The organism is Actinacidiphila epipremni (genome assembly GCF_012034175.1).
Classification (GTDB): domain Bacteria; phylum Actinomycetota; class Actinomycetes; order Streptomycetales; family Streptomycetaceae; genus Actinacidiphila; species Actinacidiphila epipremni.
This window is the reverse complement of record NZ_JAATEJ010000005.1, coordinates 204,588-230,035: the sequence shown is the minus strand read 5'-3', so window position 1 is coordinate 230,035 and position 25,448 is coordinate 204,588. Positions and strand designations below refer to the sequence as shown.

The 25,448-nt window shown below is 73.4% G+C and carries 22 protein-coding genes; 9 read left to right on the top strand and 13 right to left on the bottom strand.

The window, feature by feature from the left end:
- Window positions 1-30 precede the first annotated feature (30 nt).
- From HCN08_RS09535 to HCN08_RS09525, 3 genes are all read left to right on the top strand, one after another.
- Window positions 31-984 carry a LysR family transcriptional regulator gene (locus HCN08_RS09535; protein ID WP_167982491.1) on the top strand — a complete coding sequence of 318 codons (954 nt, stop codon included), beginning with the start codon at window positions 31-33 and terminating at the stop codon, window positions 982-984.
- Between the two features lie 61 nt (window positions 985-1,045).
- The gene (locus HCN08_RS09530; protein ID WP_167982490.1) at window positions 1,046-1,684 is read left to right on the top strand and encodes a ClpP family protease; all 639 of its coding nucleotides are present in this window, start codon (window positions 1,046-1,048) and stop codon (window positions 1,682-1,684) included.
- A gap of 1 nt (window position 1,685) precedes the next feature.
- Window positions 1,686-2,288, top strand: a complete 603-nt coding sequence (locus HCN08_RS09525; RefSeq protein ID WP_167982489.1) for a ClpP family protease — start codon at window positions 1,686-1,688, stop codon at window positions 2,286-2,288.
- Window positions 2,289-2,376: 88 nt separating this feature from the next.
- Here the strand turns inward: HCN08_RS09525 and HCN08_RS09520 are convergent, their stop codons facing one another.
- The 5 genes from HCN08_RS09520 to HCN08_RS09500 form a co-directional block, all read right to left on the bottom strand.
- Window positions 2,377-2,820 (bottom strand): helix-turn-helix domain-containing protein, encoded by a 444-nt coding sequence (locus HCN08_RS09520; protein WP_322974347.1) that lies wholly within the window; start codon window positions 2,818-2,820, stop codon window positions 2,377-2,379.
- A 144-nt stretch (window positions 2,821-2,964) separates the two neighbouring features.
- The gene (locus HCN08_RS09515) at window positions 2,965-3,624 is read right to left on the bottom strand and encodes a GPP34 family phosphoprotein (RefSeq protein ID WP_167982488.1); all 660 of its coding nucleotides are present in this window, start codon (window positions 3,622-3,624) and stop codon (window positions 2,965-2,967) included.
- Between the two features lie 51 nt (window positions 3,625-3,675).
- The gene (locus tag HCN08_RS09510; protein ID WP_167982487.1) at window positions 3,676-4,032 is read right to left on the bottom strand and encodes a UBP-type zinc finger domain-containing protein; all 357 of its coding nucleotides are present in this window, start codon (window positions 4,030-4,032) and stop codon (window positions 3,676-3,678) included.
- Window positions 4,029-5,474: an ATP-binding protein gene (locus HCN08_RS09505; RefSeq protein WP_322974346.1), complete on the bottom strand. Its 1,446-nt coding sequence runs from the start codon at window positions 5,472-5,474 to the stop codon at window positions 4,029-4,031. Before HCN08_RS09505 ends, HCN08_RS09510 begins: the two co-directional genes overlap by 4 nt.
- On the bottom strand, window positions 5,471-7,147 hold the full coding sequence (locus tag HCN08_RS09500) for an FAD-dependent oxidoreductase (RefSeq protein WP_167982486.1): 1,677 nt from the start codon (window positions 7,145-7,147) through the stop codon (window positions 5,471-5,473). Before HCN08_RS09500 ends, HCN08_RS09505 begins: the two co-directional genes overlap by 4 nt.
- Window positions 7,148-7,291: 144 nt before the next feature.
- Between HCN08_RS09500 and HCN08_RS09495 the strand changes: the two genes are divergently transcribed.
- The 5 genes from HCN08_RS09495 (at window position 7,292) to HCN08_RS09475 (ending at window position 12,622) form a co-directional block, all read left to right on the top strand.
- Window positions 7,292-8,251 (top strand): SDR family NAD(P)-dependent oxidoreductase, encoded by a 960-nt coding sequence (locus HCN08_RS09495; protein ID WP_167982485.1) that lies wholly within the window; start codon window positions 7,292-7,294, stop codon window positions 8,249-8,251.
- Window positions 8,252-8,510: 259 nt separating this feature from the next.
- Window positions 8,511-9,374 carry a DMT family transporter gene (locus HCN08_RS09490; RefSeq protein ID WP_167982603.1) on the top strand — a complete coding sequence of 288 codons (864 nt, stop codon included), beginning with the start codon at window positions 8,511-8,513 and terminating at the stop codon, window positions 9,372-9,374.
- Window positions 9,375-9,551: 177 nt separating this feature from the next.
- Window positions 9,552-10,880 (top strand): ABC transporter substrate-binding protein, encoded by a 1,329-nt coding sequence (locus HCN08_RS09485; protein WP_167982484.1) that lies wholly within the window; start codon window positions 9,552-9,554, stop codon window positions 10,878-10,880.
- Window positions 10,877-11,743 (top strand): carbohydrate ABC transporter permease, encoded by an 867-nt coding sequence (locus HCN08_RS36510; RefSeq protein WP_167982483.1) that lies wholly within the window; start codon window positions 10,877-10,879, stop codon window positions 11,741-11,743. The genes HCN08_RS09485 and HCN08_RS36510 overlap by 4 nt, the downstream gene beginning before the upstream one ends.
- A gap of 3 nt (window positions 11,744-11,746) precedes the next feature.
- A complete protein-coding gene (locus HCN08_RS09475; RefSeq protein WP_167982482.1) occupies window positions 11,747-12,622 on the top strand; it encodes a carbohydrate ABC transporter permease in 876 nt (291 codons plus the stop codon).
- A 57-nt stretch (window positions 12,623-12,679) separates the two neighbouring features.
- On the opposite strand, the gene HCN08_RS09470 is transcribed toward HCN08_RS09475, so the two are convergent.
- The 4 genes from HCN08_RS09470 to HCN08_RS09455 form a co-directional block, all read right to left on the bottom strand.
- Window positions 12,680-15,742 (bottom strand): alpha-mannosidase, encoded by a 3,063-nt coding sequence (locus tag HCN08_RS09470; RefSeq protein ID WP_167982481.1) that lies wholly within the window; start codon window positions 15,740-15,742, stop codon window positions 12,680-12,682.
- Between the two features lie 76 nt (window positions 15,743-15,818).
- A complete protein-coding gene (locus HCN08_RS09465; RefSeq protein WP_167982480.1) occupies window positions 15,819-16,724 on the bottom strand; it encodes a carbohydrate ABC transporter permease in 906 nt (301 codons plus the stop codon).
- Complete coding sequence (locus HCN08_RS09460; protein ID WP_407648718.1) at window positions 16,724-17,647, bottom strand: carbohydrate ABC transporter permease; 924 nt, start codon at window positions 17,645-17,647, stop codon at window positions 16,724-16,726. Before HCN08_RS09460 ends, HCN08_RS09465 begins: the two co-directional genes overlap by 1 nt.
- Window positions 17,644-18,981 (bottom strand): extracellular solute-binding protein, encoded by a 1,338-nt coding sequence (locus HCN08_RS09455; RefSeq protein ID WP_322974345.1) that lies wholly within the window; start codon window positions 18,979-18,981, stop codon window positions 17,644-17,646. Before HCN08_RS09455 ends, HCN08_RS09460 begins: the two co-directional genes overlap by 4 nt.
- Window positions 18,982-19,251: 270 nt before the next feature.
- Here HCN08_RS09455 and HCN08_RS09450 point away from each other — a divergent pair, with 270 nt between their 5' ends.
- Window positions 19,252-20,484, top strand: a complete 1,233-nt coding sequence (locus tag HCN08_RS09450) for an ROK family transcriptional regulator (protein ID WP_167982478.1) — start codon at window positions 19,252-19,254, stop codon at window positions 20,482-20,484.
- A 10-nt stretch (window positions 20,485-20,494) separates the two neighbouring features.
- On the opposite strand, the gene gndA is transcribed toward HCN08_RS09450, so the two are convergent.
- The 4 genes from gndA to HCN08_RS09430 all read right to left on the bottom strand — a co-directional run bounded on the left by gndA (window position 20,495) and on the right by HCN08_RS09430 (window position 25,351).
- Window positions 20,495-21,991, bottom strand: coding sequence for an NADP-dependent phosphogluconate dehydrogenase (gene gndA / locus HCN08_RS09445; protein WP_167982477.1), 1,497 nt, complete (start codon window positions 21,989-21,991; stop codon window positions 20,495-20,497).
- Window positions 21,992-22,147: 156 nt separating this feature from the next.
- On the bottom strand, window positions 22,148-22,969 hold the full coding sequence (locus tag HCN08_RS09440) for a thioesterase family protein (protein WP_167982476.1): 822 nt from the start codon (window positions 22,967-22,969) through the stop codon (window positions 22,148-22,150).
- A gap of 49 nt (window positions 22,970-23,018) precedes the next feature.
- Entirely contained in the window at window positions 23,019-23,855 is an 837-nt protein-coding gene (locus HCN08_RS09435) for an HpcH/HpaI aldolase/citrate lyase family protein (protein ID WP_167982475.1), read from the bottom strand.
- Between the two features lie 233 nt (window positions 23,856-24,088).
- Window positions 24,089-25,351, bottom strand: a complete 1,263-nt coding sequence (locus HCN08_RS09430; RefSeq protein WP_167982474.1) for a CaiB/BaiF CoA transferase family protein — start codon at window positions 25,349-25,351, stop codon at window positions 24,089-24,091.
- Window positions 25,352-25,448 lie beyond the last annotated feature (97 nt).

Below are 25,448 nucleotides of genomic sequence, written 5' to 3'. Positions count from 1 at the left end.
CCTCCCCAGCCGCCGGAAGGGCGGGCCCGCATGCGGATCGAGCAGCTCGCGTACATCGAAGCCGTCACCCGGCTCGGCTCGCTGCGCCGGGCCGCCGAGGAACTGCACCTGTCGCAGCCGGCGTTGAGCGAGACCGTACGCAACCTGGAGCGCGAACTCGGGGTGGACCTGCTGGACCGCCGGCGCTCGGGCGCGAAGATCAGCGAGGGCGGGCGCGAGCTGCTGCCGCACATCATCGGCGTCCTGGACGCCGTGGACCGGCTGCGGCAGGCCGCCGACCACCAGCACCGCACCAGCCGCACGGTGCGCCTGGGCACCGTCAACGCCGCCACCGTGCCGCTGGTCGTGCCGACGATCCGGGCCTTCCGCGCCTCGCACCCGGTCACCCAGGTCGAGGTGGTCGCCGCGCAGGAGGCCGAGATCCACCGGGCGCTGCTGGAGGGCCGCTACGACCTCGGCCTGGTCAACTACCTCCAGGGCGACGACCTGCCGCCGGAGTTCGAGACCACCGAGCTGCTGCGCGGCCGGGCCGTGGTGTGCCTGCACCCGGGCAGCCCGCTGGCCGCGCTGCCGACCGTCGGGGTGGACGACCTGCTGACCGAGCCGCTGGTCGTCATGCGCCCCGGCTACGTCATGCACCGCTACCTGCACCGGCTGCTGGCCGGCCGCACCCCGACGTTCTCGTACTCCACCGACGGCGCCGAGATGGGCAAGCTGATGGTCGCCGAGGGCCTGGGCGTGACCGTGCTGCCCGACTACAGCGTGGCCGGCGACCCGCTGGAGCGCAGCGGCGCCCTCACCTGGCGCCCGCTGGCCGGCGACGGCACCGAGGTGGTGATGGTCGTGCAGCGCCGGCAGTCCGGCTCGCTGCCCTGGGCGGTGCGCGACCTGCACCATCTGCTCGTCGAGCGCGCCGCCGCCCACCGCCGCCTTCCGGTGACCTCTGCCGACGGCGAATCTGCGGGCGGCAGACACACCCGCTAGGGGCCTGCGGCGCGGGACACAGTGGAGTCGACGGCCCCACCACCCCGACGAGGAGACCCCGATGACCGCACCGACCATGCTCGCCCCCCGGGCGGAGGAGGGCGACACCCCGCCCAGCCGCTTCGACGACCACCTCGCGGCCCAGCTGCTCGCCCAGCGCATCGTCCTGCTCGGCACCCAGGTCGACGACGTGTCGGCCAACCGGGTGTGCGCGCAACTGCTGATCCTCTCGGCGGAGGACCCGCGCACCGACATCAGCCTCTACATCAACAGCCCCGGCGGCTCGGTCACTTCGGGCCTGGCCATCTACGACACCATGCGGCTCATCCCGAACGACGTCTCGACGCTCGCGATGGGGTTCGCCGCCAGCATGGGCCAGTTCCTGCTCACCGTGGGGGCCCGCGGCAAGCGGTTCGCGCTGCCGCACGCGCGGATCATGATGCACCAGCCCTCGGCGGGCATCGGCGGCACCACCTCCGACATCGAGATCCAGGCGGAGAACCTGCTGCACACCAAGAAGACCATCGAGCGGGTCACCGCCGAGCACACCGGGCAGAGCGAGGAGACCATCGCCCGCGACGGCGACCGGGACCGCTGGTTCACCGCGGAACAGGCCCGCGAGTACGGCATCGTGGACGCGGTGGTGGAGTCGCTCACCGACATCCGCCCGGCCGCGTCCCGCCGCCGGATGGGACTGTGACATGAGCTCCTACACCGTTCCCTACGTCATCGAGCGCACCGCACAGGGCGAGCGCACCTACGACGTCTTCAGCCGGCTGCTCAACGAGCGGATCATCTTCCTCGGCACCGACATCGACGACGGCGTCGCCAACGTCGTCATCGCGCAGCTGCTGCACCTGGAGTCGGCGAGCCCGGAGCAGGAGATCTCGATCTACCTCAACTCGCCGGGCGGATCGTTCACTTCACTGATGGCGATCTACGACACGATGACGTTCGTGCAGGCGCCGATCTCCACCTTCTGCGTCGGCCAGGCCGCCTCGACCGCGGCGGTGCTGCTGGCCGGCGGCGACCCCGGGCGGCGGTTCGTGCTCCAGCACGCGCGGGTGCTGCTCGGCCAGCCGGCCAGCGGCGGCCGGCAGGGGACCGTCTCCGACCTCAACCTCGCGGCCCAGGAGATGGTCCGCATCCGCGCGCAGGTCGAGGAGGTGCTGTCCCGGCACACGCACCACGACGTGGCGAAGCTGCGCGCGGACATGGACCGGGACAAAGTGCTCAGCGCCGAGGAGGCCGTCGCCTACGGCCTCGCCGACGAGGTGCTCAGCCGGCGGCACGCGTTCGCCTGAGCCCGTCGGCGTACGAGGGCGCGGGCGCACGGCCGGTACGGCGGCGGTCCCCGCCGTACGTACCGGCCGCCGGCGCGGCCCGCCCTGCTCAGGCGACGAGGCAGAGGCCGTCGTGGTGCGCGGAGGGCGAGGCGCCGCGGCCCCGGCCCGTCCGGGTCGCGGCGTACCGGGCCAGCTCGTCCCGGCCGAGCGAGAGCAGGTCCGCCAGGCCCAGCCCGAGGGCCTGCGCGGCAGCCGCCAGCACCTCGGAGGAGGCCTCCTTGCGCCCGCGCTCCAGCTCCGACAGGTACGGCACCGAGATCCGGGCCGCCTGCGCGACATCCTTCAGCGTGCGCTCCTGGGCCAGCCGCTCACGCCGCAGCACACCGCCCACGAGATCGCGCCACAGCGGCTCCTTGGGCGCCGGGACCTGCGGGCCCGGGCCCCGGGCGGGATCGGTGGCCGGGGCGGCCACCGGCCGCTGCGGGGCGCGCGGCGCGGCGTGCGGGCGCAAGGGGATGACGCGGGCTTCGTTCGGCGCATGAGTGCTCACCCTCCCAGCCTAGGGATCCGCGGCCCCACGGGAAGGCAGCGGCGTTCTGCCCTGGGTGAATCCGCCCGGGGCGCCCCGGGGCGCCCCGGCCGAGGCGGTACGCTGGCGGCGCCCGCCGCGAGCCCGTCCGCGGGGCCCCGGCGGTCAGTACCCCCGCCGGACGTACGTCTGCGTCGCCTCGTCCAGCCGCCGTGAGCGCCGGGTGCGCTCCTGGGCCAGTTCGGCGAGTGCGTGGTCCAGCGCGGTGACGACCGCGGCCGGCGGTCCCGGCGGGGGCTCGGGCACCGGTGGCGGGCCGGAGATGCCGATGGCGGCGGCGAGCGCGAGCAGCGTCGGCTCGTCGGCGGCCCACCGGTGCGCGGCGCGCCGCCGCCCGGCGGACTCCGCCAGCACCACCCGGCTGGAGCTCAGCAGCAGGAAGCGCCGCCGGCGCTCCCGGCTGAGCAGCCCGGCCACCTCCAGGGCGTCCAGGTACACCTCCGGCAGCCCGCGCCCGCGGCGCCACAGCCAGTCCTCCACCGTCTCCCCGGCCGCCCCCGCAGCCCCGGCAGCCTGCGCGTCCGGGCTGTCCGAACCGCCCCCGGCGCCCCGCAGCGCCTTCGCCGCCTGCCCGAGCAGCGGGTCGTCGCCGCCGTACGGCACGCCGCCGGGCAGCACGTGCTCGCCGTCCAGCGCCGCCGCGCCGAGGCCGAGCAGGTCGATCAGCTCGGCCCCGGCGAGCGCCAGCGACAGGTCGCCGCGCTCCACCGGCCGTACCGACGGCATGTCCATGGCCACGAACAGCAGATCTCGGGCGGTGGTCATGCGGCGGGCTCCACGGACGTCATCCGGTGCGCTCCAGGGGGTCCAGGCACGTCAGTGCAGCTGCGACCGCCAGCCCTCGGGCACCCGGCCGGCGGGTCCGGGGGTCGGCTGGTCGGTGGGGTGGTGGAGCGGCGGCGTGAGATCCGGGCCGTCCTCGACATAGCTCTCGGTGCGGTAGTTCCAGAACCAGCTCTCGCCGGGCTCGTACGACCTGATCACGTCGTGCCCGGTCGCCCTGGCGTGCGCGCCGGCGTGCTGCGAGGGGGAGCTGTCGCAGCAGCCGACATGCCCGCAGGCGGTACACCTGCGCAGATGCAGCCACCAGCCGCCGGCGCTCTCGCACTCGGCGCAGCCGTCGCCGCTGGGCGGGACCGACGGGTCGATCCCGGGGGTGGATGCGGTGCTCATGACGCGGCCTCCTCGGTTTCCGGTGCGGGGGCGGTGAGCGGCAGCCTGACCCGGAAGCGGGTGCTGCCGGGCTCGGAGTCGACCTCCAGGTCGCCGTGGTGCTTGTTGACCACGATCCGCCAGGAGATGTCCAGCCCGAGGCCCGTGCCCCGGCCCACCGGCTTGGTCGTGAAGAACGGCTCGAAGATCCGCTGCCGGATCTCGGCCGGGACCCCGGGACCGGTGTCCAGGAAGTCCACCACCAGCCTGCCGTGGTCCCGCGAGGTGCGCACGGTGAGGGTGCCGGAGCCGTCCATCGCGTCGACCGCGTTGTCGATCAGGTTGGTCCACACCTGGTTCAGCTCGCCCGGGTACGCCGGGACGCGCGGCAGGTCGTGGTCGAACTCGCGGACCACCCGCACCCCGGAGCCGATCTTGCCGGTGAGCATCTGCAGGGTGCTCTCCAGCAGCTCGTGGATGTCGACGACCTGGAAGGGCGCCCGGTCCAGCTGCGAATACTGCCGGGCGGCGTTGACCAGCGCCGACACCCGGGAGGTGGAGTCCTCGATCTCGTTCATCAGCAGCTCGGTCTCCACGGTGTAGTTCAGCCACCGCACCGCGCTCTCCAGCAGCTCGCCGTCCACGGCCGCCGCGACCTGCTCCAGCCACTCCTCGTCCAGCCCGGCCTGCACGAACACCGGCGCCAGGTCCCAGCCGCCGCGGATGCCGTGCCCGTCGAGCCAGTCGGCGATCGCGTCCTCCTGGTCGGCGGTCTCCAGCGGGCTGAGCTCCTTGGCCTTCGCGATCCGCTCCACGGCCCGCTCCTGCACCCCGATGAGGGTGTCCAGGTCGGACTTGCGGTACGGGCCGCCGGCCAGCACCTTCAGCTTGCTGCGCATCCCCGCGACCCGGCCGCGCAGCGCGGAGGTGGCGCGCAGCGCCGCGGCGGCCGGGTTGTTCAGCTCGTGCGTCAGGCCCGCCGACAGCGAGCCCAGCGCGAGCAGCCGCTCACGCTGGCTGACGACCTGCTGGAAGGTCTGGTTGCCGAAGAACAGCCCCTCCAGCAGGTGCACCGCCATCGGGAACCAGTCCCGCATGATCTGCGCGAACTCCTCCGCGGACAGCACGAAGAAGCGCGAGGTCTCGGTGACCCGCATCGAGTTGACGTACAGCTGCGGCACCTGGTCGCCCAGATACGCCTGGAAGGCGCCGGCGTACACGCCCCGCATCGAGGTGCGGTTGACCTCGACGTCGTCGTTGCCGACCCGCCGCGAGGTCACCACGGTGCCGTCGAGCAGCACGTAGAAGCACGTCGCCGGGTCGCCCTCGGCGTACACCGGGCCCGGCGGGACCGTCTCGATACGGCCGGCGGCGCACAGCCGGTCCAGCTGGTCGGGCGCCAGGTGCTCGAACAGGAAGAGCGACCGCAGTTCCTCCGGGTCGCACGGCAGCGTCGAGGTCACAGCCCCTCCAGGTAGCGGTGTACGAGCATGACGGCCATCGCGCCCTCGCCGACCGCGGACGCGACGCGCTTGGCCGACTCCGACCTGACGTCGCCGGCCGCGAAGACCCCGGGCACGCTGGTCTCCAGGTGGTACGGGGGCCGGTCCGGCTCCCAGCCGGCCGGGCGCTCCCCGTCCGCCGCGAGGTCCGGCCCGGTGACGACGAAGCCGTGCGCGTCCCGGCGGACCACGCCCTCCAGCCAGTCGGTGCGCGGCGCGGCCCCGATGAAGACGAACAACCGCTGCGCGTCGACCATGTCCGTCCCGCCGGTCGCGGTGTCGCGCAGCGTCAGCGCCTCCAGGTGGTCCTCGCCGTGCGCGGCTTCCACCACGGTGCCGGTCCGCACCGTGATGGTGGGGATCGCGGCGATCTGCTGGATCAGGTAGTGCGACATCGACGCCTCCAGCGACTGGCCGCGCACCAGCAGCGTCACCGACTTCGCGCCGCGCGAGAGGTACACCGCGGCCTGCCCGGCCGAGTTCGCGCCGCCGACGATGTAGATGTCCTGGTCCAGGCAGCCGGCCGCCTCGGTCAGCGCCGAGCCGTAGTAGACGCCCCGGCCGGTCAGCTCGGCGATGCCCGGCACGTCCAGCATCCGGTAGGCCACCCCGGTGGTGAGGATGACGCTCTGCGCGGAGACCGCCGTGCCGTCGGCGAAGCGCACGGTACGGGTCGGGCCGTTGACCTCCAGTGCCGTGACCTCGCACGCGGTGAGCAGTTCGGCGCCGAAGCGGGACGCCTGGCGGCGGGCCCGGTCGGTGAGCTGGGCGCCGGAGACGCCGTCGGGGAAGCCGAGGTAGTTCTCGATCCTGGCGCTCTGCCCGGCCTGCCCGCCGGTCGCGGTGCGCTCCACCAGCACCGTGTTCAGGCCCTCGGAGGCGCCGTAGACGGCCGCGCCCAGGCCGGCGGGCCCGGCGCCGATCACCACCAGGTCGTAGAACTCCTCGGCGGGTGTCGTGGCGAGCCCGACCTGCGCGGCCAGGTCCTGGTCCGACGGCTCGACGAGCACCTCGCCGCCCGGCGCGATCACCAGCGGCAGCCGCAGCCCGTCGTGCCCGGCCGCGTCCAGCAGCCGCCGGCCCTCGGCCTGGTCGGACAGATACCAGCGGTACGGGATCTGGTTGCGGGCCAGGAACTCCCGCACCCCGGAGGAGCGCGCCGACCAGCGGTGCCCGACGACCTTGGTCTCCGGCACCGGGCGGTGGTCGGAGGACAGCCAGCTCTCCAGCAGGTCGTCGACGACCGGGTAGAGCTTCTCCTCCGGCGGGTCCCACGGCTTGAGCAGGTAGTGGTCGAGGTCCACCACGTTGATCGCGTCGATCGCCGCGCCGGTGTCGGCGTACGCGGTCAGCAGGATCCGCCGCGCGCCGGGGTAGACGTCCATGGCCTGCTCGAGGAACTCGATGCCGTTCATCTGCGGCATCCGGTAGTCGGCGAGCACCACCGCGACCAGGTCGCCGCGCAGCTTCATCTGCCGCAGCGCGTCCAGCCCGGACTCCCCGGACTCGGCCCGTACCACCCGGTAGCGCTCGCCGTACCGCCGCCGCAGGTCGCGTGCGACGGCTCGGGAGACCCCCGGGTCGTCGTCGACCGTCAGGAGTACGGCTCGGTGTGTGCTGTCCGGTGTCGTCATGGGCATCCCCGTCTCCCCAATCCGCGCGGCCTGCGCTTTTCGCTGCACGCGGGTCCGCCGTTCAGCCTAGTGGCCTGCTGCGGAGCCCGCATGGCGCGGCTGCGGGCTTGCGCTGGAGAGCACTCCAACTCCTAGCCTCGGCTCATGACTACACCGCAGAAACCGATCGGTTCGGGCTTCGGCGCCCACAGCACGGCCGACGAGGTCCTGGCCGGGATCGACCTGACGGGCAAGCTCGCCCTGGTCACCGGCGGCTACTCCGGGATCGGCCTGGAGACCACCCGGTCGCTGGCCCGCGCCGGCGCCCATGTGGTGGTGCCGGCCCGCCGCCCGGACACCGCCCGGGAGGCGCTGGCCGGCATCGGCAACACCGAGGTCGACGAGCTGGACCTGGCCGACCTCGACAGCGTCGCCGCGTTCGCCGAGCGCTTCCTGGCCACCGGGCGGGACATCGACATCGTCATCGACAGCGCCGCCGTCATGGCCGCGCCCGAGACCCGGGTGGGACCGGGCTGGGAGCTGCAGTTCGCCACCAACCACCTCGGCCACTTCGCGCTGGTCAACCGGCTGTGGCCGGCGATCGAGCGGGGCGGCGGCCGGGTCGTGGCGGTCTCCTCCGGCGGCCACCACAATTCGCCGATCCGCTGGGACGACCTGTGGTTCGCGCAGGGCTACGACAAGTGGCAGGCCTACGGGCAGGCCAAGACCGCGAACGTGCTGTTCGCCGTGCAGCTCGACGCGCTCGCCCGCGACCGCGGGGTGCGGGCCTTCGCGCTGCACCCGGGCGGCATCCTCACCCCGCTCCAGCGGCACCTTTCCAAGCAGGAGATGGTCGAGCGCGGCTGGATCGACGAGGACGGCAACCTGCTGAACCCGTCCGGCTTCAAGTCCACCCAGGAGGGCGCGGCCACCCAGGTGTGGGCGGCGACCTCGCCGTCGCTGGACGGCCTGGGCGGCGTCTACCTGGAGGACTGCGACATCGCCGAGCCCGCGCAGCCCGGCGGCCCGCGCACCGGGGTGCGCGACTACGCGATCGACCCCGAGCAGGCCGCCCGCCTGTGGGCCCTGTCGGCCGAGCTGACCGGCGTCGACGCCTTCGCCTGACGCCTCCGCCTGACGCACGGCGCGACGCTTTCGCCTGACGCCTTTGCCTGACGCCTTCGCCCGACGCTTTCGCCCGGCGCCCGCGGTCCGCGGCCCGGCGGTGCGGCGAACGGGTGAAGGCGGGCCGGTCGGCGCGGCCGGTGGGCGCCGGGGGCGCCGCCGCCCGCGATGCTGGGGCGCAAGGACGTCCGCGCCGCGGGCCGCCGCCACGCCCGGGCGGCGGCCCCGCGCCGGGCCATGACGCCTCCGGAGGCCCACCCTGCTGGTGCTCTGCGTGCTCTTCGCGCTCCTCGGGGCGGCCAGCAACGCCACCGGGACGGTGCTGCAGCGCAAGGCCGCGCTCGCCGTACCGGCCAAGGACGCGCTCAAGCCGCGGCTCATGGTGGACCTGGTCCGCCAGCCGGTGTGGCTGCTGGGCATCTGCGGGGTCATCGGCGCGGCGCTCTTCCAGGCGCTCGCCCTGGTCACCGGACCGCTCACGCTCGCCCAGCCGGTCTTCGTCCTCGAACTGCCCTTCGCGCTGCTGATCGCGCTGCCCGTGCTGCACCGCAACCTGCCGCCCTCGGGCTGGGTCGCGGTCGGCTGCATGGTCCTGGGCCTGGGCCTGGCACTCGCCGCCGCCGCACCGGGCGGCGGCCGGCCGCAGGCGCCGATGGCCCGCTGGATCCCGGCCCTGGCGCTGTGCGTCGGCGCCATCGCCTGCACCGTGGCCACCGCCCGGCACCGCCGCTCAGGTCCCGGCCGGGCCGCGCTGCTCGGCACCGCCGCGGCGGTCGGCAACGCGCTGACGGCCGCGCTGATGAAGTCCGCCGCCAACACCTTCTCCGACGACGGCTTCACCGCCTTCCTGACGGCCTGGCAGACGTACGGCTTCGCGGTGTGCGGCATCACGGCGGTCTTCCTGCTGGAGAACGCGCTCCAGGCCGGCTCCATCGCCGCCTCCCAGCCCGCGCTGACCCTCGGCGACGCCACCGTCAGCCTGCTGCTGGGCATCCTCGTCTACGCCGAGCACATCCGCACCGGCTGGTGGATCCTGCCGGAGCTGGCCGGCGTCGCCCTCGTCACCGCCGGCACCCTCTACATCTCCCGCGCGGTCCCGCTGACCGGCGAACTGAGCGGCTGACCCGCGCCTCTCCGCGCACTCACCCGATTCCACGTACGTGAACCCTGAATGTGTCCGTGACCCGAAAGTGCTCCCGGGTGGGGCTGTCCAGGGCCTTGACCACGGTTGGTAACGGGCCTAGTGTCGCGCCCATTCTTGAACGTGGACGTAGTTCCTATGTGTGAACGGAGTTTGATCGTGAGCAAGCTCAAGAGCCGCCGCCGCGCCATACCCGGGGCCGCCCTCGCCGTCACCCTGGTCACCGCGTCCCTCGCCCTGACCGCATGCGGCGGCGGGGACTCCGGCGCCGGCAAGGCGTCCGGCCCGCTGAAGGTGTGGGTGCGCGGCGCCGGCGACTCGCAGAAGGCGTACCAGATGGTCTTCGACGCCTACACGAAGAAGACCGGCGTCAAGGTCGAGCTGTTCATGACCAACACCGACTTCGAGACCAAGCTCAACGCCGCCGCAGCCGCCCACAAGCTGCCCGACGTGGTCATCGACGACGGCGCGCAGCTCGGCACGTTCAAGAAGCAGGGCATCATCACCGAGGTCGACAAGTCGAAGATCACCGGCGCCGGCCAGGTCAGCGCCACCGCCTGGAAGTCCGTCGCCGACGACAAGGGCGCCACCTACGGCGTGCCCTTCTCCGCCCAGGCCAATGTGCTGCTGATCCGCTCCGACTGGCTGCAGAAGGTCCACATGCAGCCACCCACCACCTGGGACCAGCTCGAAGCCGTCGCCAAGGCGTTCACCACCCAGGACCCGGACGGCAACGGCAAGAACGACACCTTCGGCCTGGACGTCCCCGGCTCCACCCAGCGCGGCTACCTCTCCTGGTACTGGTCGAACTTCCTCTACCAGGCGGGCGGCGACTTCCTCACCCCCACCGGCTCCGGCGGCTTCACCTCCACCATCGGCTCCGACCAGGCCGTCACCGCCGCCGACTTCCTCAAGAAGCTGTACTGCACCGACAAGGTCGTCCAGCCCGGCGCCCTCAACCAGGTCACCACCGACACCAACAAGGCCTTCCAGACCGGCGTCGCCGGGATGTACCTGACCGGCCCCTACGCCTACGCCACCACCGACGCCACCGCCGTCAAGGGCAAGTACGCCGTCGTCGCCCCGCCGGCCGGCCCCAAGGGCGTCGGCGCGCTCGCCGAGGGCACCACCCTCTACGCCATGGCCGGCTCCAAGCGCTCCGCCGACTTCGCGACCCTGGCCTCGTACATGATCTCGCCCGAGGCCCAGACCACCGGCATGACCGGTGTCCCGACCGCGACCATCGTGCGGCTGCCCATCAACACCACCGTCGACGCGGCCGAGGTGCACGGCGGCGACCCGCGCTGGCAGACCGCCCAGGACGTCTACGCCAAGAGCTCCACGTACGAGCCGGTGAGCGCCCCGGACTGGCAGACGTACCGCAACGACGCCTCGGAGACCCTCAACAAGCTGCTGTCGGGCTGCGGCGACAGCAAGCAGGCCCTGGCCGGCCTCGACAGCACGTACCGGTCGCTGCTGAAGAAGTGACCAGATACCGCTGGGCCACCCCGTGGCTCTTCCTCGCACCCGTCCTCGCCCTCTTCGGGGTGTTCAAGTTCTGGCCGACGATCTGGGGGATATACCTCAGCTTCTTCGAGGTGCGCCCCTACCGGGGCAACAGGTGGGTCGGCTGGGACAACTTCACGACCGCCTTCCACGACCCCGTGCTGCGCTCGGCCGTCGGCCACACCCTGCTCGACGCCGTCGTGACCGTCGCCGCCTCCGCGCTCCTCGGCTTCGGCCTGGCCCTGCTGCTCGAAGGCCCGGCCCGGCACCTGCGGATCCTGCGTACCGCGGCCTTCCTGCCGGTGGTCACGGCCATGGTCGCGGTCGCCGAGCTGTGGAACACCCTGCTCTACCCGGGCAGCTTCGGCACCGTCAACACCCTGCTCGGCCATCTGGGCCTGGGCGCCCAGCCGTTCCTGTCCTCCCCGCACTCCTCGCTCGCCTCGGTGATGCTCGTGCAGGTCTGGAAGAGCGCGCCCTACGACATGGTGATCTTCGTCGCGGGCCTGGCCGGCATCGACCGGCAGCTGTACGAGGCCGCCGCGATCGACGGCGCCGGCGCCTGGCACCGGCTGCGCCACGTCACCCTGCCGGCGCTGCGCCCGGTCACCACGATCGTGCTGACCCTCGGCATCATCCGCGGACTTCGGGTCTTCACCGAGATCTACGTGCTCACCGGCGGCGGCCCGGCCGGCTCCACCGAGACCATCGTCACCTACACCTACAAGGAGGGCATCCAGAACAACACCCTCGGCCTGGCCTCGGCCGTGTCGACCGTGCTGTTCCTGGTGACCGTCCTGCTGACCTGCCTCACCCTGTGGTGGCGCAGGCGGAAGGAGGCCTGAGCCATGAGCGCCCCCACCACCGCGCTGGGCCTGCGCATGCCCGACCGCGCCGCCTGGCGGATCGTGGTCAGGGTGCTGCTGTACGCCCTGGTGCTGTTCGTGTTCTTCATGCCGCTGTGGACGATGGCCGCCACCGTCTTCAGCGGCGGGCAGCCCAAGAGCGGCCAGATGTCGCTGCTGCCGCGGCACTTCACGCTGTCCAACCTCACCACGGCCTTCCGCTTCGGCGTCGGCCGCGGGCTGCTCAACTCGGTCGTCGTCACCGGCGTCGGGCTGTTCCTCCAGGTCACCGTCAGCGCGTTCGCCGCCTACGCGCTCGCCCGCAAGAAGTTCCGCGGGCAGGCGCTGGTGCTGCTGGCGATCCTGTCGACGATGATGATGCCCGAGGAGGTCATCGCGATACCGCTCTACCTCGTGCTCGGCAAGGTCCCCGACCCGCTGGGCGGCAGCAGCCTGCTGGACTCCTACTCCGGGCTGATCCTGCCGGTCGTCGGCTGGGCCCTGCCGATCTACGTGCTCACCGGCTTCATGAAGACCATCCCGGTCGAGCTGGAGGAGGCCGCCCGGATGGACGGCGCCGGCGACCTGCGGATCTTCTTCCAGATCATCCTCCCGCTGTGCCGCGCCGCGCTCGGCACCTGCGCCGTCTTCGGCTTCCTGATGATCTGGGACCAGTACCTGCTGCCGCTGCTGGTCGCGCAGAGCCCGCACATGTACACCATGACCCTGGTCGTCACGAGCCTGTCCTCCAGCCAGGAGCAGACCGAGGGGGTGCGCCTGGCGGCGTCGCTGATGCTGATGGTCCCCAGCGTGCTGGTCTACCTCGGCCTCCAACGGCTCTTCGAGCGCGGCATGCTGAACGGCTCGCTCAAGGGATGACCCCCCGCGGGCATCGCCGGACCCCCTCCGGCCGGCGATGCCCGCCCGCCGCACGGCTCAGCCGCGCCGCACGGCCAGCCGCAGCGTGACGATCTGGAACGGGCGCAGCCGCAACCGCACCCCGGACCCGGCCACCTCGTGGCTGCCGTCGTCCGGCAACGGCCGCTCCAGCAGATCGGTCACCACCGCGGACCCGAGCGCGAACGACGGCGTCAGCACCGCCGACGTCCGCCGCCCGCGCGCCTCGTAGAGCCGTACGACCACATCGCCCGACCCGTCGTCGGCGAGCTTGACCGCGGAGACCACCACGCCCTCGTCGTCGACGGCCACCAGCGGCGCGACCGCGGCCCCGCCCGGCGCGACCCGCTCCGGCAGGTTCAGGTGGTAGCCCTCGCGCACCGCGTCGGCCGGCTCCGCGCCCACCACGAGTGCGTAGCGCAGCCGGTGGACGCCCTGGTCGGTGTCCGGGTCGGGGAAGCGGGCGGCGCGCAGCAGCGTGAGCCGCACCGTGGTCGTCGTCCCGCCGTCGGGGCGTACGTCCCGCGTCACGTCATGGCCGTAGGTGGAGTCGTTGACCAGCGCCGCGCCCCAGCCGGGCTCGCCGACGTGCAGGTAGCGGTGCGCGCACACCTCGAACTTCGCAGCGTCCCAGCTGGTGTTGGTGTGGGTGGGCCGCTCCACCTGGCCGAACGGGATCTCCGCGGTGGAGTGCGCGGCCCGTACGTCCAGCGGGAAGGCCGCCTTGAGCACCTTCTCCCGCTCCCGCCAGTCCACCACCGTCTCCACGTCCAGCCGGCGTGCCCCGCGCGCCAGCCGCAGCGTCTGCTCGACCCGGGACGCCCCGAAGGAGCGCACCACCCGCACCCCGCCGTCCACCGCCGCGACCTCGTCGGCCCCGGTCAGGTCCCGTACGGTGTTGCGGTAGAAGGCGTCCAGGTCCCAGGCGTCCCACTGGTTGGGGAAGTCCTGGTGCAGTTGCAGCAGGTTGCCGGCCGCGCCCGGCGGCAGCGCCTCACGGCCCGCGGCCAGGTCCAGCACCGAGGTGACAAGTCCCCGGCCGTCCACCGCGACCCGCACCAGCCCGTTGTCCAGCACGAAGCCGCCGCCCTCGGCGACCGGCGGGGTGAGCGCCGGCGGCGCGGTCCTGGGCGCCGCGCCCAGCGCCGGGACCCCGCCGCGGGCGTGCGGGGCGGCGTTGAAGACGACCTCACCGCCCGATCGGTCCCCGGCCAGCGTCCGCAGCGCCCGCCCGATCAGCTCCTCCAGCTCGGCCGCGACCTCCCGGTGGGTCTGCTCGGCCTCCCGGTGCACCCACGCGATCGACGTGCCCGGCAGGATGTCGTGGAACTGGTGCAGCAGCACCGTCTTCCACAGCCGGTCCAGTTCCGGGTACGGATACCGCGCCCCGTGGCGCACCGCGGCCGTCGCCGACCACAGCTCGGCCTCGCGCAGCAGGTGCTCGCTGCGCCGGTTGCCCTGCTTGGTCGCCAACTGGCTGGTGAGCGTGCCGCGGTGGAACTCCAGATACAGCTCGCCCACCCACACGGGAGCATCCGTGTGCTCGGCGTGCGCCTTGGCGAAGAAGTCCGCCGGCGCCTCCACCGCTACCCTCGGCGAGCCCTCCAGGTCGGCGAGCCGGTCGGCCCGCGCCATCATCTCCCGGGTGGGACCGCCGCCGCCGTCCCCGTAGCCGAACGGCACGAGCGAGCGGTCGGTGCGGGACTTCTCCCGGAAGTTGCGCTCGCTGCGGGCCACTTCGGCGCCCGACAGGTCGCTGTTGTAGGTGTCGACCGGCGGGAAGTGGCTGAAGATCCGGGTGCCGTCGATGCCCTCCCACCAGAAGGTGTGGTGCGGGAAGACATTGGTGGTGTTCCAGGAGATCTTCTGGGTGAGGAACCAGCGCACCCCGGCGAGCTTCATCAGCTGCGGCAGCGCCGCGTTGTAGCCGAAGGTGTCCGGCAGCCACATCTCCTCGGTCTCGACGCCGAACTCCTCCAGGTAGAAGCGCTTGCCATGGACGAACTGCCGCACCAGCGACTCACCGCCGGTGATGTTGGTGTCCGGCTCCACCCACAGGCTCCCCACCGGCAGGAACTGCCCCGTCCTGGCCTTCTCCCGGGCCCGCGCGTAGACCTCGGGCCGGTGCTCCTTGAGCCACGCCAGCTGCTGGGCCTGCGACATCACGAACCGGAAGCCGGGGTGGTCGTCCATCAGCTGCGTGACGTTGGAGACGGTGCGCGCCACCTTGCGTACCGTCTCGCGCAGCGGCCACAGCCACGCCGAGTCGATATGGCTGTGGCCGACCGCGGAGATCCGGTGCGCCGACGGGCTCGCGGGGGAGGCGAGCGCCGGGGCCAGGACCGCGCGTGCCGCGGTGGCGGTGCCGGAGACGTCCTGGAGGTCGATCGCGTCCAGCGCCTGCTCGATCGTCCGCAGCAGCTGCCAGCGCCGGGTGGACTGCTCGGGCAGCTCCCGCTCCAGCTGGCCCAGCACGTCCAGGTCCTGCACCAGCTCGAAGACCTCGCGGTCGAAGACGGCCAGGTCGAGCCGCCGCAGCTGGTACAGCGGCTCGCCCGGCTCCCCATCGCCCTCGGCGCCCTCGCCGCGCAGCCACGGCGCCCGGCCGCCGACCGGCGTCGGGAAGAACGTCTGCAGCTCGGGCCCGGACTGCATCACGACCGGGTTCGCCGCGGCCTCGACGTAGTACGTCACCTGCTCGCCGCCCGCGGCCGACGCGGTGACCGGCACATGGAAGTTGCGCGGGTTGAGCGCCTTCACCGCGGTGCCGTCCGGGCGGTACACCAGGCCCTCGGCGGAGAACCCCGGATCGGTGAAGCCGAATCCCAGGTCCACCACCGCCTCCACCGGCAGCCCCGCCCACTCCCGCGGGATCCGGCCGCCGACACGGAACCAGCTCGTCGTCCAGGCCGGCCCCCAGCGGTCGCCGAGCCGGGCCGGCGCGTAGGCGGCGGCAAGGCCCTCGGCGACCGGGACCGGTTCCCCGGGCACGTGCCACACCTCGGCGGTGAGCGGCACGCTGCGGCCGTGCACCGCCGGGCGCAGCCGCTGGGCGAGGACGCGGGCGAGCCGCTGCTCGGTGAGGGCGGGGTCGTTGTGCATGGCGAAGCCTTCCCGTGCGTCGGGCGAGTCGGTGGTCGTACGGGGCGGGCGGGCCGGCGCGGGCGCCGCGGGCGGGTCAGCCCTTGAGCGCGCCGCCGAGGGCGAAACCGCCGCCGAGCCGGCGGGCGAGGACGAGGTAGAGCATCACCACGGGTATGGAGTAGACGATCGAGAACGCCGACAACTGCCCGTACTGCGTCTGGTCGTGGGCGCTGAGGAAGGTGAAGACGCTCACGGAGGCGGGCAGCTTCTCGGGGGAGAGCAGCAGGATGAAGGGCACGAAGAAGTTGCCCCACATGCCGATGAAGGTGAAGATCGTCACCACGATCACCCCCGGCCACATCAGCGGCAGCACGATCCGCCACAGCACCTGCATGGCGTTGGCGCCGTCGATCCGCGCCGCCTCCTCCAGCACCGTCGGCACGCCGTCCATGAAGTTCTTCGTCAGCCAGATCCCGAACGGCAGCGCCGCAGCCGCCAGGAACAGTGTCGCGCCCGGCATCGAGTCGATCAGGTCGACCTGCACGAACATGCTGTAGACCGGGATCATCACCGCGGTGATCGGCAGCCCGGTGCTGAACAGGATGGTGTAGAGGAACGGCCGGCGCAGCCGGGACCTGAAACGCGACAGCGGATAGGCCGCCAGCACCGAGCACACCACGCACAGCAGTGTGCCGCCGCCGCACAGCAGCAGGCCGTTGAGCATCGGCCGGTAGGTCGTGTCGCTGTTGAGGATGCGGTGGAAGTTCTCGCCCGTGGGGGAGGGCACCGAGAGCCGGAAGTCGGCGTGCGCGTTGACCGACGCCAGCAGCATCCACAGCAGCGGCACCAGGTACAGCGCCGAGAACACCAGCAGCGAGACGTTGACGACGGCCTTGCCCGTGAGCGCCCTGCGCCGCCGGGCGAGCCGGGCGCGCCCTGCCGCCTGCGGGCCGGCCGCCGGCCGGACCCGTAGCGTGCGCGGGCTGTCGGTGACGGCCATCAGTCCTCCTCGACCTTGAGCATGCGGATGTAGACGACCGAGAACAGCGCGCCCACCACCAGCAGCACCAGCGCGACCGCGGTGCCGTAGCCGATCAGGCTGCTGGTGAAGGCCTGCTGGTACATGAAGATCGGCAGCGTCTCGGTCTTGTTGCCCGGGCCGCCGCGGGTCATGGTGTAGATCAGCCCGAAGACCGACAGGGTCTGCAAGGTGATGAGCATCAGATTGGTCATCACCGAGCGGCGGATCACCGGCAGCGTCACCCGCCACAGCCGCTGCCACGGCCCGGCGCCGTCCACCTCGGCCGCCTCCACCAGCTCCTGCGGCACATCGCCCAGGGCCGCGGAGTAGACCAGCATCGAAAAAGCCGTGCCGCGCCAGACGTTGGCGATGCAGACGGCCAGGATCGGCAGGGTGTAGAGCCAGTTCTGCTGCGGCAGGCCGAGGTGGCGCAGGATCGCGTTGAGCGAGCCCTGCTGGAAGAAGAACGCGTACATCAGATAGCCCGCGACGACCTCCGGCAGCACCCATGCCGCGATCACCACCGTGCTGGTGACCGCCCGCACCGGCCGCGCCGCCTTCTGCATCAGCACCGCGAGGCCCAGCCCCAGGGTGTTCTGCCCGACGACGGCAGAGCCGACCACGAAGACCAGCGTCAGCACGACCGCGTTGCGGAAGTCGGCGTCGCGCAGGGCCCGGGTGAAGTTGTCGACGCCGACGAAGTGCGTGGCCGAGGCGCCGGTCAGCTGCATGTCGGTGAAGGCGTAGTAGACGCAGTACCCGATCGGGCCGGCCATGAACACCGCGAGCAGCACCAGCGCCGGCAGCAGCGGCATCCCGCGCAGCAGCCCCGCCGCCGTCGGCCGCCCCCGCCGCGGCCGGACGGCGGCGGGGGTGCCCGCGGCGGCGGTGGTCGCCGTCACCGCGCGCCCTGGACGGTCTTGTCGCCGCCGACCGCGGTCTTGACGTCGCTGTCGAACGTCGAGGCGGCCTTGTCGACCGACGCCTGGCCCGTCGTCACCGACTCCATGGCCTTCTGGATGGCGCTGGAGACCTGGGTGTAGGCGGGCACGCCCGGCCGGTAGTAGGTGTCGGGCACCAGCGCGGTGAAGAAGGCGTTGCTCGGCAGCGCCTTGAGGTAGGCGGGGTCGGAGGCCACGTCGGTGCGCACCGCGATGGTGGCGTTGACGGTGTTCCACTGCGCCGAGTTGGCCCTGGTCTCCAGGAACTGGGTGAACTTCCAGGCGAGATCGGGGTTCTTGGCCTTCGCCGGGATCGACCAGGCCCAGCCGCCGGACATGCTGACCTTGCCGCTGCCCTGGCCGTTCTGGGTGGGCATGTAGGCCATGCCCATCGTGGACTGCCACTGCGGCCACGGCTCAGGGCCCGTGCGGATCCAGTTGTTGGGCATCCACGAGCCGTCGAGGTCGATCGCGAGCTTGCCCTGCGGGATCATCTCGGTGCCCACCTGCGCCTGGATGTTGGCGCCGAGCGCCTGCTGCGGCGACGGGCCGAGCTGCTCGCTGTAGACGGTGTGGACGAAGTCCAGCGCGTCCTTGAAGCCCTTGCTGCCGACGACCCACTTGCCCTGCCCGGCGTCGTACAGCGACGTGTCCGCGGCGGGCGTGCCGTACAGCAGCATCTCGAAGCCCTGCATCGAGGACGCCTCGCCCGCCGCGACGCCGGTGAAGACGTTCAGCGGGGTGACGCCGGGCAGCTCGGCCTTGAGGGTGCGGGCCGTGCCCAGCACGTCCGCCCAGGTCTTCGGCTGCCACGGCACGGGGATGCCGGCCTGGGCGAAGAGCTGCTTGTTGTACCACAGGCCGCGGGTGTCGGTGTTGTCCGGCACCCCGTACGTCTTGCCGTCGGCCGCGTACTTCATCGCCGCCTTCGCGGGCGCGGCGAAGGTGCTCCAGTCCTGCCAGGTCCGCAGATAGTCGTCCAGCGGCCGGAGGTAGCCGCTCGCGACGTCGGAGTTGATGGTCGCGGTGTCCTCGTAGACCAGGTCGGGCGCGGTGGCGGGGGAGCGCATCATCAGCTGGATCTTGGTGTAGTAGTCGTTCTCGCTCGCGGTGACCGGGACGAGCTTGACGGTGGTGCCGGGGTTGGCCTTCTCGAACTGCTCGACCATCGGGCCGAGGAAGTCGGCCTGCACGTGGTTGGCGTTGTTGAGCTGCTGCTGGTAGACGACCTTGATCGTCTTGCCGGAGCCGCCCCCGGAGCCGGTCCCGCAACCTGACAACGTTGCCGCGGACACGGTCGTGAGGGCCGCGAGAGCTATCGCCGCTCGACGTCTCGTTCGCACGCTTGACCTCCGGTGAGGGACCCGAGTCGACCCGCAACGGTTGCGGGCCGCGCGGGGGTTGCCCGGTGGGGACGACCCCGATCCGCCAGTGCGCCCGTGCCCTGGCATGTCGGCGAAGCTAAATCCAATGGATGGAGTAAGTCAACGCATCCGGCAGGTAAACTTCGCCGCGAGCCGCCGGGGGGCGGCGCCGTCCGGGGGTCGGGAGGAAGGCGGGGAAGGGTGCGACAGGGAACCAATCTTCCGCGGGTCGGGGGGTACAACCAGGCGGTGGTGCTGGACGCGATACGCACCGCGGGCCCGGTCAGCCGGGTCGAGCTGGCCCCGCTCACCGGCCTGACCAGCCAGACCGTCTCCAACGTGGTGCGCCGGCTGCTGGACGCGGGCCTGGTCTCGGAGTCCGGCTACGCGCCCTCCAGCGGCGGCAAGCGCCGTACGCTGCTGTCGCCGCGTCCTGACGGCGCCTACGCCGTCGGGGTGCAGCTCGACCCGGACGCCGCCGTCGTCGTGGTGGTCGACCTCGCCGGCGAGGTGCTGGCAAGCCGCCGGGTCGCGCTGCCCGACGGCGCGCAGCCGGCCGACATCGTCCCGCGGGTCGCCGGCGCCGCCCAGCGGCTCACCGCCAAGGCCCAGGTGGACCCGGCCCGGCTGCTCGGCACCGGCATCGCCGCCCCGGGGCCCATCGACGGCCCGGCCGGCGAGGTCGTCTCCCCGCCCAACTTCACCGGGTGGGGGCGGGTGCCGCTGCGGGCGATGTTCGAGACCGCGACCGGCATGCCCGTCGCCATGGACAACGACGCCACCGCCGCGGCCATAGGGGAGCGGTGGATCGGCGGGCGCGCACGCGCGGGCAGCTTCCTGTTCCTCTACCTCGGCACCGGCGTCGGAGCCGGCGTCGTGCTCAACAACACCGTGCTGCACGGTGATTCGGGCAACGCCGGCGAGTTCGGCCACATCGCCGTGGACGCCGAGGGCCTGCCGTGCGACTGCGGCGGCACGAACTGCGTCGGCCCGTACGTCAGCCCGGCCGGCGTCATCGGCGACCTGCTGCGGCGGCACGGCGCCGAGGCCGCCGGGCGGATCGGGGTGAGCGGCGCGGCCGACGCCGTGCACCGCGACTGGAAGGCGCTGCGGCAGGCCGCCCGCGGTGGCGACACCGCCGCCCACGACGTCGTCCGCCGGGCCGGCCGGCGCTTTGGGCAGGCCGCCCGCGGGGCCGTCGCACTGCTGGACGTCAGCCGGATCGTGCTGGGCGGCGAGTCGGTGCGCGGCATCGAGCCGATCCTGTGCGAGGAGATCGACGCCGCCGTCAACGCCACCTGCGTGGCGCGGTCCATCCGCCGGATCGACGTAGAGAAGAGCGTCATCGGCGACGCCGTCGGCGCGGTGGGCGCCGCCTCCCTCATCCTGCACGGCAACTACGCCCCCGGCTGGCGCATGCTCACCCAGGCCTGAGCCGCGGGGGTCAGGACGGTGTGACCTCCTCGCGGTCCTTGGTCGCCCAGAGGGTGTGGAAGGTGCCCGGCCGGTCGGCGCGGTGGTAGGTGTGCGCGCCGAAGAAGTCGCGCAGCCCCTGGACCAGCGCGGCCGGCAGCCGCTCGGCGCGCAGGCTGTCGTAGTACGCCAGCGCGGCTGCGAAGCCCGGCGTCGGCACGCCCAGCTCCGCCGCGGTGCTCACCACCCGCCGCCAGGCGCTCTGCGCGCCGTCGAGGGCGGACCGGAAGTGGTCGTCGACCAGCAGCGTCGGCAGGTCGGGCCGGTTGTCGAAGGCGGCCCTGATCCGGTCCAGGAACGCGGCGCGGATGATGCAGCCGGCCCGCCAGATCGCCGCGACCCGGCCCTGGTCGATGTCCCAGCCGTACTCGGCGCTGCCCGCCGCGATCTGGTGGAAGCCCTGCGCGTAGGCGACGATCTTCGAGGCGTAGAGGGCCTGTTCGACATCGTCGGCGAACCGGTCGTAGGCGGCGCTGTCCAGCAGCGTCGGTGTCGGGCCCGGCAGCTCGCGGGCGGCGGCCCGCAGGTCGGCGTGGCCGGACACCGCCCGGGCGAAGACCGCCTCGGCGATACCGCTCACCGGCACCCCGAGGTCCAGCGCGGTCTGCACCGTCCACCGCCCGGTGCCCTTCTGCTCGGCCTGGTCCAGCACGACATCGACGAACGGCTTGCCGGTCGCGGCGTCGGTGTGCGCGAGCACCTGCGCGGTGATCTCGATCAGGTACGAGTCCAGCCGGCCCCGGTTCCAGGTGCGGAAGACCTCGGCGATCTCGGCCGGCGGCAGGTCGAGGGCGTGCCGCAGCAGGTCGTAGGACTCCGCGATGAGCTGCATGTCGGCGTACTCGATGCCGTTGTGCACCATCTTGACGAAGTGCCCGGCCCCGTCGGGGCCGATGTGCGCCACGCACGGCGAGCCGTCGTCGGCCTTCGCCGAGATCGCCTCCAGCATCGGGGCGAGCGCCTCGTAGGACTCGGCCGAGCCGCCCGGCATGATGCTCGGGCCGTGCAGCGCGCCCTCCTCGCCGCCGGAGACGCCGCTGCCCACGAAGTGGATGCCGCGCTCGCGCAGCTCGCGCTCGCGGCGGCGGGTGTCGGCGAAGTGCGCGTTGCCCGCGTCCACGATGATGTCGCCGGGCTCCAGCAGCGCGGCGAACTCGCGGATCACCGCGTCGGTCGGGTCGCCCGCCTTGACCATGACGACGATCCTGCGCGGGCGCTCCAGCGACGCCACGAACTCCTCGGCCGTCTCGGCCGGCACGAAGCTGCCCTCGCCGCCGAACTCCTCGACCAGCGCCCGGGTCCTGGCCGAGGTCCGGTTGTGGACCGCGGTCACATAGCCGTGCCGCGCGAGGTTGCGGGCGAGGTTGCGGCCCATCACGGCCAGGCCCGTCACCCCGATCTGCGCCGATCCGGGCGCGAGTCCGCCCGGTCCCGTGCCGCTGCTCGCCGCCTGGTCGTTGGAGGCCATGGGTTCACCCTCTGCCGTCGTGCCGTCATGCCGGATGCCGTTGCCGTGTCGCTGACGTGCTCCTGCTCGCGATTATGGCGGACAAACCCGCGCGAAACGGAAAGGCTCGGCGTGGCGGTGGGCAGGTGCCCCCGGGCGGCGGCGCGGCCCCGCGGTTCAGCGCCCGGTCACCAGCAGCGTCTGGGCGATCCGGCCGCAGTCGCCCGACTCGTCGTGCAACTCGCCCTGGGCCAGGCCCGATCCGCCGGGCGCGGCGGCCGTCGCCGAGCGCAGGCACAGCCATTCGCCGACCGGGTCGCGGTGCAGCAGCAAGGTGACGTCGGTGTTGATGACCAGCCCCGCGCGGTGGTCCAGCTCGAAGCCCACCGCCCAGCTGCTGTCCGCGACCGTCAGCGCCCGGGTCAGCGGGGTGTCCTGCTCGCCCGCCACCAGCGGCACGCGCTGCCGCGCCCACGCCGTGCCGGGGCCGGGCGTGTCGAAGCCGGGCTCGGGCGCGCCGGGCGCGGCCGGCGGGAAGCGCCATTCCATCGCCGAGACGTAGCCGTCCAGGTAGGCGCCCTCCATCGTCTGCGCCGGCTGCGGCCCCGGGAGCGGCGGCACGGGCGGCACCGGGGTGAGCGCCGGGGTGCCCTCCGGCGCCGCGACCAGTCGCCACGCCCGGGCCAGCAGCACGGTGCGGCCCTCGGCGGTGATCCGCCCCTCCAGCAGCTCGGCCCGCGCCCCGGCCCGTACCGTCGTGACCTCCACCGCGAGCTCGCCGACCGGCACCGGCCGCGGCAGGTCGAGCGTCACCCGGGCGATCCGCATGCCGGGCCTGGCCTCATGGCGCTCCATCGCCCGGCCTATCAGCGCGGACGGCGGCCCCGCGTGCTGCGCCTTCGGGCTCCACGGCCCGGCGGTCCACGGGCTGCTCTCGAACCGCCCGCCGCCCAGGCTCCGGTAGAAAGCCCCGTCCTCCCACACCCTGCCTCCGGTCATGCGGCGACCCTACCCAGCAGGTCGCGGGCCGCTGCCCGCGGGCTCGCGCTCACGCGTGGGCTCCGCGGGCGGCCAGCGCCAGGACCCGGCGGGCGCCCGCGACGACCGCCGGGTCCACGAAGCGGCCGTCGGGCAGCGCGAGGGCGCCCGGCGCGGCGTCGGCCGCCTCGACCGTCTCGCGGGCCGCGGCGACCTCCGGGGGCGAGGGGAGGTAGGCCCGCTCGATGACCGGGAGCTGGCGCGGATGGATCGCCGCACGGCCCAGGAAGCCCAGCGCCCGCCCGCGGCGGCACGATTCGCCCAGGCCCACCAGGTCGCGCACGTCCGGGTAGACCGACTGGGCCGGCGGCGCGAGCCCCGCCGCCCGGGCCGCGACCACCGCACGTACCCGCGGCCAGGTCAGCGCCTCCTCGTCCGCCAGGCCCAGGTCCGCGCGCAGGTCCGCCTCGCCGAGCGCGAGCCCGCGCACCGCCGGGTCGGCGCGGGCGATGGCGAAGGCGTTCTCCACGCCGAGCGCCGACTCCAGCAGCGCGTACAGCGGCGGTACGTCGGCGCCGGCCGCCCGTACGGCCGCCACCACCCGGGCGACGTCCTCCGGGCCGCCGATCTTCGGCAGCCGCAGCCCGCCCAGCCCCGGCAGCCCGGCGAGCGCCGCCAGGTCCGCCGCGGCCAGCGGCCCGTCCAGCGCGTTGACCCGCACATGCACCGGCGGCCGGCCCGCCGCCGGCTCGCCCAGCAACTCCGCGGTGGCCGCCCGCGCGTACTCCTTGCGCCCGGGCGCGACGGCGTCCTCCAGGTCGACCAGCACGACGTCCGCCCCCGCCCCCAGCGCCTTGCCGACGACATCCGGCTTGTCCCCGGGCACATACAGCCACGTGAGCGCCACCTCCCCCCACCCCGCAGCCCGCGCCGGCCGCCCCCCACCGGCAGGCGCCGGCACCGTGCCGGCCCGGCGGGAGCCGGGCGCCGCGCCCGGGGCGCCGGACGCCGGCAGCTTCGCGCCGGGCGCGCGGGGCGCCGCCCCGGCGGCGCCCTGGCCCTCGGCCGTTCCCGGCGCGGTGCCGGACGCGTGGTCCGGCGCCGCGGCGCTCGTGCGGCGCCCTGCGCCGTGCCCGCCGCTCACAGCGCGCCCTGCGCGCGCAGTGCGGCGATCTCCGGTGGCGTCAGGCCGAGTTCGGTCAGCACCTCGTCGGTGTCGGCGCCGTGGGGGCGGCCGGTCCAGCGGACGGCGCCCGGGGTGCGGGAGAGCCGGAAGAGGACGTTCTGCAGGCGCACCGGGCCCAGGTCCTCGTCCTCGATACGGGTCACCGTGCCCAGCGCGCGGAACTGCGGGTCGGCGACGACGTCCCGTACGTCGTAGACCGGGGCGACCGCGGCCTGCGCGGACTCGAAGGCCGCCAGCACCTCCTCGCGGCTGCGCCGGGAGATCCACTCGCCGACCACCTTGTCGATCTCCTCGGCGTGCGCCGCGCGCCCCGTGCCGGAGGCGAACCACGGCTCGTCGACGAACTCCGGGTGCCCGACCAGCCGCAGCACCCGCTCGGCCACCGACTGCGCCGAGGACGACACCGCGACCCAGCCGCCGTCCGCCGTGCGATACGTGTTGCGCGGCGCGTTGTTGGTGGAGCGGTTGCCCAACCGCGGCTGCACGTAACCGAGTTGGTCGTACCACAGCAGCTGCGGGCCCAGCACCGCGAGCATCGGCTCGATGATGGCCATGTCCACCACCTGCCCGCCGCCGGTGCGGTCCCGGCCGGCCAGCGCCGCCATCACCGCGTACGCCGTCGCGATCCCGGCGATGGAGTCGGCGAGCCCGAACGGCGGCAGCGTCGGCGGCCCGTCCGGTTCGCCGGTGGTCGCCGCGAAGCCGCTCATCGCCTCGGCGAGCGTGCCGAAGCCGGGGCGGCGGGCGTACGGGCCGACCTGGCCGAAGGCGGTGACGCGGGCCAGCACCAGCCGGGGGTTGGCGGCCGACAGCACGTCCCAGCCCAGGTCCCACTTCTCCAGCGTGCCCGGGCGGAAGTTCTCCACGACGACGTCGGCGGTCGCCGCGAGCCGCAGCAGGACGTCGCGCCCGCCGGGCGTGGACAGGTCCGCGGTGACGGTGCGCTTGTTGCGGCCCAGGTGCTTCCACCACAGGCCCACCCCGTCCTTGGCGGGCCCGTGGCCGCGGGAGGGGTCGGGCTTGCGCGGGTGCTCGACCTTGATCACGTCGGCGCCGAAGTCGCCGAGCAGCGTCGCGGCGCCGGGCCCGGCGAAGAGCGTCGCGAGGTCGACGACCCGCAGGCCGGTCAACGGGCCGTCCGCGGCAGCGGATCGGGGCCGGCCGGCGGGGTCGGCGGTGCGGTCGTCGGTGGTGTGCGGTGCGTCGGGTCGGTGCATGGGCGGTACCTCTTCACGGTGTACGTCGTCACGGTGTACGTCCGGGTCGTCCGGGTCGTCGTCCGGCGCCGTCGCCGGGCCTTGCGTCGTTGCTTGC